The following is a 10,478-nucleotide window of genomic DNA, read 5'->3' as shown; positions in this document are numbered from 1 at the left end:
TGGGTCTATTCCCTATGCCTTGTCACCCCCGACTCGATCGGGGGTCTATTTCCTATGCCTTGTCACCCCCGACTCTGATCGGGGGTCTATTTCCTATGCCTTGTCACCCCCGACTCGATAGAGGGTCTATTTCCTATGCCTTGTCACCCCCGACTCGATCGGGGGTCTGTGGCTTCGGCGGCGATGGATACCCGCATTCGCGGGTATGACAACTTTCTTTCGTCACCCCCGACTCGATCGGGGGGCCATTCCCCCTGAATTGTCACCCCCGACTCGATCGGGGGTCTATTTCCTATGCCTTGTCACCCCCGACTCGATCGGGGGTCCAGGTATTTAAATGACTTGAAAATCACAAAATAGATTCATACAAATCAAACCAATCCGGATTTTCTTTTTCAATCAAGGCAATTTTCCACTCACGCTTCCAGTGTTTCAAACGTTTTTCGTAAGCGATGGCCTCTTGAATGCTTTCAGTTTGATCAAACCAGACCAATTGGGTGACGTTATAGCGGGCGGTGAATCCATCGACCGCATGCTGCTTGTGTTCATGGACGCGGCGAATCAAATGGTTGGTGACGCCAACATACAAAGTGCCGTTTTTTTGATTGGCGAGGATATAGACAAAGTAAGCCATAAGTGAGCGTATGGCAGGCTTTGGAGATTGACAAGGGGATGGATACCCGCATGCGCGGGCATGACAAGTGGTCGTGGGCATGACAGACCTACTTCGTCACCCCCGAGTTGATCGGGGGTCCATGGCTTCTGTATTCGTCACCCCCGATTTGATCGGGGGTCTGTGGCTTCGGCTGAGGTGGATACCCGCATGCGCGGGCATGACAAGTGGTCGTGGGCATGACAGACCTACTTCGTCACCCCCGACTTGATCGAGGGTCTGTGGCTTCTGTATTCGTCACCCCCGACTTGATCGGGGGTCTGTGGCTTCTGTATTCGTCACCCCCGACTTGATCGGGGGTCTGTGGCTTCGGCTGAGGTGGATACCCGCATGCGCGGGTATGACAAAGATGCGCGCGGGTATGACAAAGGTGCGCGCGGGTAAGACAGAGGTGCGCGCGGGTATGAGAGTTACGGAGTAGGCGTAGCCACTTGCTGCATGGCGGCGACTTTGTCTATTCGGCGGCCATCCAATGTGACGATTTCGAAACGCCAGTCGGCCAGTTCAACGACCTGCCCCGGGGTGGGCATTTGGCCTAGGGCGTACATGAGCAGGCCCGCCAGGGTGTTGTAGCGATTTTTGTCTTCGGCGGGCAGCTCTTTGATGTCCAGGCGCGCTTTGAGTTCGTTGACGGGCATGATGCCGTCGAGCAGCCAGCTGCCGTCTTCGTTTTGGGTGGCCCAGGCGTCGGTTTGGGTGTCGGGCTTGAGCTCTCCGGTGATGGCTTCGAGCAGGTCCAGGGGGGTAAGCAGGCCTTGCACTTCGCCGTATTCGTCGACCACAAAGAGCATGCGGCTGGACTGGTCGCGCATTTGTTCGAGCAGCTCCATGCCGGTCAGGGTTTCAGGCACAAAGTGGGCAGTTTGGGCGTGGTTTTCGAGCGGGCTGTTGTCGCCGTGCGGCAGCGCCAGCAGGTGCGAGAGGCTGATGACGCCGATGATGTGGCCCAAGCCGTCGCGGCACACGGGGTACCAGGAGTGGTTGCCGTCGCCACGCATTTGGTTGATGCGGTCCATGGCTTGCTGGGGCGTGAGGTGGGCTTCGAGCCACTGGATGTCGCTGCGGGGCGTCATCATGGAGGTGAGCGCTCGGTCGTCGAGGTGGAACACGTTGCGCACCATTTGGTGTTCGTGCTCTTCGATCAGTCCGGCATCCACACCTTCGACCAGGCTGGCCGTGATTTCTTCTTCGGTCACGGCACGGCTGCCTTTGCTGTCGATGCGCATGAGTTTGAGCATGCCTTGCGTGGACAGCGAAAGCAGTTTGACAAAGGGCCCAGCAGCTTTGGCCAACCACGCCATGGGACGCGCGACCAGGCGGGCCACGGCTTCGGGGTAGAGCTGGCCGATGCGTTTGGGCACCAGTTCCCCAAAGATGATGGTGGTGAAGGTGATGATGGTGACCACAATGGCGGTGGCCGTGATGGCAGCGACGGGTTCTGTCAGGCCCAATTGCACCAGTTGAAGGGCCAGATCGGCGCTGAAAGCGGCCTCACCCACGATGCCGTTGAGCACCCCGATGGAGGTGATGCCCACTTGCACGGTGGACAAGAACTGGGTGGGTTCTTCGAGCAGTTTGAGGGCAGCGTGTGCACCTTTGTCGCCCGCCTCTTCCATGGCCGCCAGACGGGCCTTGCGGCTGGAGGCCAGCGCCAGCTCTGACATGGCGAACACCCCGTTGAGGAGGGTGAGGAAAGCAATCAATAAAAAATCCATAACCGCCATTGTGCCAAGCATGGATACCCGCGTGCGCGGGTATGACAAACATCTTGTCACCCCCCGACTTGAAATATCTAGTCACCCCCGACTTGATCGGGGGTCCATGACACCTGTCTTCGTCACACCCGACTTGATCGGGGGTCCATGCCTTCGGCTGTTGTGGATACCCGCGTGCGCGGGTATGACAAATGGTGATGGGCATGACAAACATCTTGTCACCCCCGACCTGATCGGGGGTCCATGACTTTTGCCCGCATGGCGAATGATTTGGGACAATGCCACCCAAGAGGTGCTTATGTCCGTTTATTGGGTGGGTGATGTTCAGGGTTGCGATGCGCCTTTGGGGCGATTGCTGGACGAGATTGATTTCTCTCCAAGCCGGGACGCGTTGTATGTTTTGGGTGACTTGGTGAACCGGGGGCCTGCATCGGCACAGGTGTTGCGGCGCTTGATGGCGATGGGCAGCGCGGTGCAGTGTGTGCTGGGCAATCACGACTTGCATTTGCTGGCCGTGGCCGCCGGGGCTGGGCGGCTCAAGCCGATGGACACGCTGGATGGCATCTTGCACGCGTCAGACCGCCCTGCCCTGCTGGACTGGCTGCGCCACCAGCGCATGGCCATGTGGGACCACGGTGTGTTGATGGTGCATGCAGGGGTGTTGCCGTCGTGGACTGTTGCGCAAACATTGGCTTTGGCGGGCGAGGTGGAGTCGGTCTTGCGCGGGCCGGATCTGAGCGATTTTTTGCACCAGATGTATGGCAATGAGCCCGCGTCTTGGCGCGATGATTTGGCGGGTGTGGACCGTCTGCGCGTGGTGGTGAATGCGCTGACACGGCTGCGTTTTTGCTCGACCGAAGGCGTGATGGAGTTTGCAGCCAAAGAAGGCGCCGATGCGGCGCCTGCGGGCTTCATGCCTTGGTTTGATGTGCCGGGCAGACGAACAGCCGATGTGACGGTGGCATTTGGGCATTGGTCGACCTTGGGGCAACTGCAGCGCGGCGATGTGTGGGCACTGGACACGGGTTGCGTGTGGGGCGGCTGCCTGAGCGCGATGCGGCTGGGTGCCGATGGGCAGACTGAGCTGATTCAGGTGAAGTGCGAGCAGGCGCAGAAACCGGGGTGAATGCACAGACCCTTTCTGTGTGGAAGGCTGCCCCTGCGGCCGAAGGTGTGAAGTGGCTCACCGCACGCCAGTCCAGGCAGTTTTGTGGCACGATCAGTGGGTGAAAATCAATGCCCTGCAAGACCTCAAGAAGGTCCAGAAACAACTCGCCGAGGCCCATGAAAAAGCCAAGGCCGAAGAGGCCGCTCGCCTTGCCGCTGCACGCCAACGGGAAGCCGAAGCCAATTTGTTTGTGCGTGCGGTTGGCGTTGTGCAGCGGCTGCCCTTACACGACCAAGCCAGCATCAGCCCACCCGCGCCAGCGCCCGTGGCCGTGCAGCGCCAAAAAGACGAAGAAGCGGTTTTGCGCGACGCCTTGAGCGATGGTTTTGATGTGAGCACCTTGCTCGACACCGATGACGCCCTGAGTTTTCGGCGTCCTGGCATCGGCATCGACGTGACCCAAAAGCTGCGCAAAGGCGGCTGGTCCATTCAGCGAGAGATCGATCTGCACGGCCTGCGCAGCGACGAAGCCCGCGTGGCACTGGCCGAATTCATCCGCATCGCCCATCGCCAAGGCTTGCGCTGTTTGCGCGTGGTGCACGGCAAAGGGCTGGGTTCACCGGGCAAAACATCGGTGCTCAAACCCAAGGTCCACAGCTGGTTGATCCAAAAAAACCAGGTCATGGCCTTCGTCCAGGCCAAGCCCGCAGAAGGCGGCGCCGGGGCTCTGCTGGTGTTGCTCAAACCAGCCGGTTGAGCTGATTCCGTCTTCTCATTCTCCGTTGTCATACGATCTCGTCATTCCGTCTTGTCATTCCGTCTCGTCATTCCGTCTTGTCATTCCCGCGCATGCGGGAATCCATAGGATTTTTGTTGAGCCAGTTGCACCGCGACTCCCCTGTTGTCATTCCCGCGAAGGCGGGAATCTATGCCATGAACACCATGGATTCCCGCATGCGCGGGAATGACGGAAAGATGCGCGGGAATGACAGAAAGATGCGCGGGAATGCGAGATGGGAATGACAGGTAACGACACAAGCAGCGGGGACATGATCAAGCGCCGCGGTTGCGCATCCAATCGGCGGTTTTGAAGAAGCTGGCATTCAGGCGTTCGCGCAGCACGGGGTCGACCCAGGTTTCCTGCATGGCTTGGTCCATGCAGGCGAGCCATTGGTCACGTTCGAGCACGCCAATGGAAAACGGCATGTGGCGCATGCGCAGGCGCGGGTGGCCAAAGCGCTCGGTGTAATGCTCCGGCCCGCCGAGCCAGCCGCACAAGAACCAAAACAATTTGTCGCGTGCGTCTTGCAAGGTGTTGCCGTGGGCGGCACGCAGTTCTTTGTAGCCGGGTTCGAGGTCCATCAGGTCGTAAAAACGGTCGACCAAGGCCCGAACCGGGGGCTCGCCACCGATCCACTCGAACGGGGTGTCAAACGGGGGTTTGTCTTCAATTTGCATGGTTTGTATTTTGCAGGAAGCGGTTACTGCGGTTTGGTGTGGGAGCGAGCCCCTGCTCGCGAATTTGTCATGCCCGCGCATGCGGGTATCCGTTCTTTCTTGTCATACCCGCGCACGCGGGTAGCCATGGTGGACGAAGGCATGGACCCCCGATCAAGTCGGGGGTGACAAAGTCAAAAGGCATGGACCCCCGATCAAGTCGGGGGTGACAAAGTCAGAAGGCATGGCCCCCGATCAGGTCGGGGGTGACAAAGTCAGAAGGCATGGCCCCCCGATCAGGTCGGGGGTGACAAGAACGGGAATCGGGATGGCAGTAAATGTCATACCCGTGCACGCGCGTAGCCATTCTTTCTTGTCATACCCGTGCACGCGGGTAGCCATTCTTTCTTGTCATACCCGTGCACGCGGGTAGCCATTCTTTCTTGTCATACCCGCGCACGCGGGTATCCATGTCTCACTCTGCCGCTTGTCGCAAAGTTTGCATGACGGGTTGGCGCAGCACGCCGGACAAGCTGAGGCTGCCTGCCGCCCAGGCCAGCAAGGCCCCCAAAGCGCCGCCAGCCAGAGGTGCCCACAGCGGGGGTTGCCACGCAAACTCGAATGCATAGCGGGCCAATGCCCAGCCTACAGCCAAGGCCATGCTGCTGGCCATGAAGCCCGCTAGCCAGCCCAAGCCCAGCAGTTCGGTGCGTTGCACCTGGGCCAGCAAGGCGCGCCCTGCCCCGAGCGCTCGCATGATGGCGTATTCGCGCTCACGCGCTTGGCGGCTGGCACCCACGGCGGCCAGGAGCACCATGAGGCCCGCGGCCAGCGTGAAGGCGAACAAATATTCGACCGCACGGATCACCTGGTCCATGACGCGCTGCACCTGGGCCAAGGTGCTGCGCATGTCGACGCTGGTGATGTTGGGAAATTGGTTGACCAGCGCGTTGTCAAAACCTGCTGCGCTTTGCGGCGAGCGAAAGGCGGCCATGTAAGTCATGGGCAGGTCGGGCATTTGCGAGACCGGGAACATCATGAAGAAGTTGGCACGCATGGAGGTCCAGTCCACTTTGCGCAAGCTGGTGATGCGGGCTTCGCGGGGCTGGCCTGCGATGTCGAAACGCAGTTGGTCGCCCAGCTTCAGGCCCAGGGTGTCGGCAATGCCTTGTTCCACACTCACGCCATCGGCTTCTTCGGGCACCCAACGGCCCGCGGTCAAGGGGTTGTGGGCGGGCAAGGTGGCCGAGTGCGAGAGGTTGATCTCGCGGTCGATGAGGCGTTTGGCGCGGTCGGCTTCGAAGTCGGTGGGGCCAACCTCGCGGCCGTTGATGGCGACCAATCGGCCCCGGATCATGGGGAACCAGTCGGGCGATTGCACCCCGGCTTTGTTCAAGCTGGCCAAAAAGTCGGTGGCTTGCTCGGGCTGCACGTTGATGACGAACCGGTCGGGTGCATTGGCGGGCGTGGCCTGTCGCCAGCTGGCGATCAAGTCGGTGCGCAGCAACACAAGCAAGGCCAAAGCCAACAAGCCCACCGACAAAGCACTCACTTGCACCACCGCAAACACGGGGCGCGCCGCCACTTGGCGCGTGGCCAACCGGAGCCAGCCCGGCGCTTGCTCGCCCGGCACGGTGCGCCGCAGCAGCCACAGAGCGGCGGCAGCCAGGCCGGCAAACACCAGCAAGGCGACTGCAAAACCGCCCACGGTGATCAAGCCCAAAGTCAGGTTGCGGCTGACCATGAGCAGCGTCAGGGCAAAACCCACCAAACCCATGGCCAGCACCAAACCCGAGCGCACTTGCAGGCCGCCCAGGTCGCGCCGGATGACGCGCAAGGGGGGCACTTTGGCCAACTGCAGCACGGGCGGCAAGCCAAAGGCCACCAGCAGCGTGAGGCCCATGCCCAAGCCCATCAGGGCCGGTTGCAAGGTGGCGGGGGGCAGCTGTGCATCGATCAAACCGGCCAGCAGCAAGACAAAGCCCAGATGGACCCCGTAGCCCACCGCGACGCCCACGGCGCTGGCCAGCAGACCCGCACCCAAAAACTCCAGGCCATAACTCAAAGTGAGTGTGCGCTGGCTTTGACCGAGAACTCGCAACAAGGCACAGGCATCGAGTTGACGCTCGGCGAAACTGCGGGCCGCCAAGGCCACGGCCACGGCGCACAACAAGGCCGCCAGCAGGGCCACCAGATTCAAGAACTGGGCCGCTCGGTCCAGTGTCTGGCGCATTTCGGGGCGGCCGCTGTCGAGTGATTCAATCTGCACGCCACGCACATGCGATTGCTCGACCTCGGGCTTGGCCCATTGCACAAAGCGCTCGGCAGCTGCGGTGTCGCCAGCCACGGCCATGCGCCAAGTGACGCGGCTGGCCGGCTGCACCAGCCCTGTCGATGGCAGATCGGCTGCATTGATCATGACGCGAGGGGCAAAGGTCATGAAGCCAGCGCCCCGGTCGGGCTCGCGTTCGATGGTGGCTGTGATGCGGAAACTGCGGTCCCCCAAACCCAACATTTGCCCGGCTTGCAGCTTGAGGTTGTCTAACAAGGCCGGGTCGACCCACACCTGCCCCGACGGGGGGATGGACGCGGCGGCGGGTTGGGGCGAGACCTGCAATTGGCCACGCAAGGGATAGCCGGGCTCCACCGCTTTGAGTGCGACCAAGCGACTGGCCCCGCCTTGCTCGGACATGGCACGGGCCATGGTGGGAAAGGTGATGTTGGTGTTGGTTTGCAAACCCATTTGTCGGGCTTGCTGCACAAAGTTGGGCGGGGTGTTTTGGTCACTGACCACCACCGCGTCACCGCCCAGCAGTTGCCGCGCATCGCGCCACAAGCCCGTTTGCATGCGGTCAGCCAAAAAGCCCACCGCCGTGAGCGCCGCCACGGCCAAACTGACCGAAATCATGAGCAAGCGCAGCTCGCCCGCGCGCAGGTCTCGCCACAAATTGCGCCCACCGAGTCGCAGGCCGTGCATCCATCCTTGTTGGTTCATATCGCCACCTTACCGCACAACGCATTCACGGCGCGGCGCAAGGCATTTTGGCGTTGGATTCAGCCTGCGGCGCAGGCCCCTGCCGTTTGATGGGCGTCAGGCGAGTTCGGGTTGCCAAATGAAACGCTCTGCACCGCTGAAGCACAAAAAGCGTTTGTTGGTGGCGCGACCGATGGCACACAGGCCCAGGTGGTTGGCAATGTCCAGGCCCATTTGGGTGATGCCGCTGCGGGAGACGACCACGGGAATGCCCATTTGGGCGGATTTGATGACCATTTCACTGGTCAATCGGCCGGTGGTGTAGAAAACTTTGTCTTGCCCATCGATGTCGTTCATCCACATCCAGCCGGCAATGGTGTCGACGGCGTTGTGGCGGCCGACGTCTTCGACGAACATGAGCATTTGATCGCCTTGGAACAGCGCACAGCCATGCACGGAGCCCGAGGATTTGTAGGTGGTTTCTTGCAAACGAATGGCGTTGACCAAGCCGTACAGCTGGCTTTGGGTGATGTGGGCCGAAGGCAGTTCGATCTCGTCGATATGGGCCATCAAGTCGCCAAACACACTGCCTTGTCCGCAGCCGGTGGTGACCACGCGGTCGGCGCTGCGCTCGATGACGACTTGCGCTTCCGTGCGGGTTTTGATGGCAGCCACACCTGGCTCACCCATTTCACCCTCGCCCACACTCCAGTCCACGGTGATGGATTCGATTTGATCGACCGAGTCGATCAGACGCTGGTTGCGCAGGAAGCCCAGGACCAGCAATTCCGCCTGGCCACCCAATGTCATCAGGGTCACCAGCTCTTTTTTGTCGAGGTAGAGCGTCAGTGCGCGCTCTGCAGGAATTTGGGTTTCGGATTTTTCACCGAATTCATTGCACACCAACACCGAGCGGGTGAGTGGCGCGCGTGCATGGGTGATGCGGGGTTTGGGCATGACCTGCGCGGCGGTGGGTGCATTCAGTACGACAGACATGGCGTGAGCCTAACGACGCATCAGGACAGCCACATCAATTTGCGGACGTGTAGACATGGACAGCCAAACCCCTGGGGAAATGGAACATCAAGAGACCAAAACATACTCGTGTGATGGCAGGCTGAGCAAGAATACCGTACCTTTTCCGGCCTCGCTCTCAAAGTCCAAAAGCCCACGATGAGACGCCACGATGGACTGACTGAGCCACAGACCCACACCCATGCCTTGTGACTTGGAGGTCTTGAACAAGGCAAACACATCGGCTTGTTGCGAAGGGTCGATGCCGCAACCGTTGTCGGAAATTTTCAAATCCACAAAGCCGGGACGAAGCACACCCGTGACCCCAATGCGCGAAGGCTGACCAGGCTTTTCAACCAAGGCGTCGATCGCGTTGTTCAACAAATTGAGCACCACCTGCTGGAGCTGGGTCACGTCACCCGTCAAGGGCAAGGGGGTTTTCAAATCGACATCCAGTTCAATCTCGCAACGCTCTGCACGGGCGCGCACGATGTCGATCACATCCTGCACCAAAGCCGCCAAATCCATGCGTTCGAACTCGCCCTTGCCTGTGGCAAACATGCTGCGCAAAGTACGGATGATGGCCGCCGCATGGCGGGTGTCGTCACGGATCAGGGCGGCCAATTTGTTGGCTTCGGCCTCGGCCACTGCAGGGTCGCCCTTCTTTCTCAGGTGGGCCTCGATCAACTCGGTCTTGAGCACGATGGTGGTCAGTGGCTGATTGAGCTCATGGGCAATGCTGGCCACCAACGCCCCCATGCCCGCGCTTTTGTTGGACAACGTCAGCTGGCGGATGATTTCTTCGCGTTCACTGAGCAACACCGACAAATCTTCCGAGTGTTGCTGCAACAAGGCCGAGCGTTCTTGTTCTCGCGCCAGGCCCTGCTCTGCCTGAATTTGGGCTTTGTGCATTTGGTCCACAAAAATCTGCATGAAGCCCACACTGAGCATGGTGATGGCCACAAACTGCCCCCCAAACACCACCGCTTGGTCCCAGGACATTTCATACAAATCCACCGCACCCCAGCCGCCCAGCAAAGTTGCGGTCTTGACGCCCAGACTGCCCACCAACAACCACCCTGCTGACTGCACAGCCCGTGAGCCAAAAGGATCGTGCGTGGCGGCAATGCGCCGACCTGACACCACGTATTCCAAGCAATTGAGGGTGTAAAACCCGTAAAAAAGCAGGATCACACCGTCCTCGGTACCGCCCGAAAAATAAAAGCCGTAGGTGGCCAGCAGGTACACCCCATTGAACAGGCCCATGCCCCACAACCAATGGCGGTCGGCAGGTCCATCCAAAGAACGCAGCGCTGCCTGACGCCCCAAATTGCCCAGTGCCATGAACAAGACACCCCAGAAGACCACCGCATCGGTGGGAAAGATGCCCCGGCAACCCAAGACCCAAACCCCCAGCGCGCTGAAAAGGCCCGAGACACTCCACAACGCGACCAGACCACTGCGGTAGCGCGCCATGCCGTACCAGATGGCCGCATGCAGCATCAGGTAAAGAAAGGCGTCCATCCAGAAGATGGTTTGCACGTCGATATTCAAGCG

Annotated in this window: 8 protein-coding genes; 2 read left to right on the top strand and 6 right to left on the bottom strand. The window is 60.2% G+C overall.

The features are described 5' to 3' along the window. Nucleotides 1-349: 349 nt before the first annotated feature. Together B9Z37_RS14050 and B9Z37_RS14045 are read right to left on the bottom strand one after the other, a co-directional pair. A complete protein-coding gene (locus B9Z37_RS14050; RefSeq protein WP_108313635.1) occupies nt 350-634 on the bottom strand; it encodes a GIY-YIG nuclease family protein in 285 nt (94 codons plus the stop codon). 449 nt (nt 635-1,083) lie between these two features. Then, on the bottom strand, nt 1,084-2,388 hold the full coding sequence (locus B9Z37_RS14045; RefSeq protein WP_108313634.1) for a hemolysin family protein: 1,305 nt from the start codon (nt 2,386-2,388) through the stop codon (nt 1,084-1,086). A gap of 298 nt (nt 2,389-2,686) precedes the next feature. Between B9Z37_RS14045 and B9Z37_RS14040 the strand changes: the two genes are divergently transcribed. Together B9Z37_RS14040 and B9Z37_RS14035 are read left to right on the top strand one after the other, a co-directional pair. Beyond that, the gene (locus B9Z37_RS14040; protein ID WP_108313664.1) at nt 2,687-3,514 is read left to right on the top strand and encodes a symmetrical bis(5'-nucleosyl)-tetraphosphatase; all 828 of its coding nucleotides are present in this window, start codon (nt 2,687-2,689) and stop codon (nt 3,512-3,514) included. A gap of 100 nt (nt 3,515-3,614) precedes the next feature. After that, the gene (locus B9Z37_RS14035) at nt 3,615-4,253 is read left to right on the top strand and encodes a Smr/MutS family protein (RefSeq protein WP_108313633.1); all 639 of its coding nucleotides are present in this window, start codon (nt 3,615-3,617) and stop codon (nt 4,251-4,253) included. Between the two features lie 296 nt (nt 4,254-4,549). Here the strand turns inward: B9Z37_RS14035 and B9Z37_RS14030 are convergent, their stop codons facing one another. The 4 genes from B9Z37_RS14030 to B9Z37_RS14015 all read right to left on the bottom strand — a co-directional run bounded on the left by B9Z37_RS14030 (nt 4,550) and on the right by B9Z37_RS14015 (nt 10,475). Next, a complete protein-coding gene (locus tag B9Z37_RS14030; protein WP_108313632.1) occupies nt 4,550-4,954 on the bottom strand; it encodes a group II truncated hemoglobin in 405 nt (134 codons plus the stop codon). Nucleotides 4,955-5,408: 454 nt separating this feature from the next. Beyond that, nucleotides 5,409-7,928 (bottom strand): ABC transporter permease, encoded by a 2,520-nt coding sequence (locus B9Z37_RS14025; protein WP_108313631.1) that lies wholly within the window; start codon nt 7,926-7,928, stop codon nt 5,409-5,411. A 96-nt stretch (nt 7,929-8,024) separates the two neighbouring features. Then, nucleotides 8,025-8,903 carry a formate dehydrogenase accessory sulfurtransferase FdhD gene (locus tag B9Z37_RS14020; RefSeq protein WP_108313630.1) on the bottom strand — a complete coding sequence of 293 codons (879 nt, stop codon included), beginning with the start codon at nt 8,901-8,903 and terminating at the stop codon, nt 8,025-8,027. Between the two features lie 87 nt (nt 8,904-8,990). After that, a complete protein-coding gene (locus B9Z37_RS14015) occupies nt 8,991-10,475 on the bottom strand; it encodes a sensor histidine kinase (RefSeq protein ID WP_108313629.1) in 1,485 nt (494 codons plus the stop codon). Nucleotides 10,476-10,478: the final 3 nt, after the last annotated feature.

The sequence above is a fragment of the Limnohabitans parvus II-B4 genome, from assembly GCF_003063455.1.
GTDB lineage: Bacteria > Pseudomonadota > Gammaproteobacteria > Burkholderiales > Burkholderiaceae_C > Limnohabitans_A > Limnohabitans_A parvus.
Note: the sequence above shows the minus strand (reverse complement) of the source record. Positions and strands in the feature narration are given on the sequence as shown.

Coding starts and splice junctions, on each gene's coding strand:
- B9Z37_RS14050 (WP_108313635.1), bottom strand. CDS start 634: ATGGCTTACTTTGTCTATATCCTCGCCAATCAAAAAAACGGCACTTTG.
- B9Z37_RS14025 (WP_108313631.1), bottom strand. CDS start 7,928: ATGAACCAACAAGGATGGATGCACGGCCTGCGACTCGGTGGGCGCAAT.
- B9Z37_RS14020 (WP_108313630.1), bottom strand. CDS start 8,903: ATGTCTGTCGTACTGAATGCACCCACCGCCGCGCAGGTCATGCCCAAA.
- B9Z37_RS14030 (WP_108313632.1), bottom strand. CDS start 4,954: ATGCAAATTGAAGACAAACCCCCGTTTGACACCCCGTTCGAGTGGATC.
- B9Z37_RS14045 (WP_108313634.1), bottom strand. CDS start 2,388: ATGGATTTTTTATTGATTGCTTTCCTCACCCTCCTCAACGGGGTGTTC.
- B9Z37_RS14040 (WP_108313664.1), top strand. CDS start 2,687: ATGTCCGTTTATTGGGTGGGTGATGTTCAGGGTTGCGATGCGCCTTTG.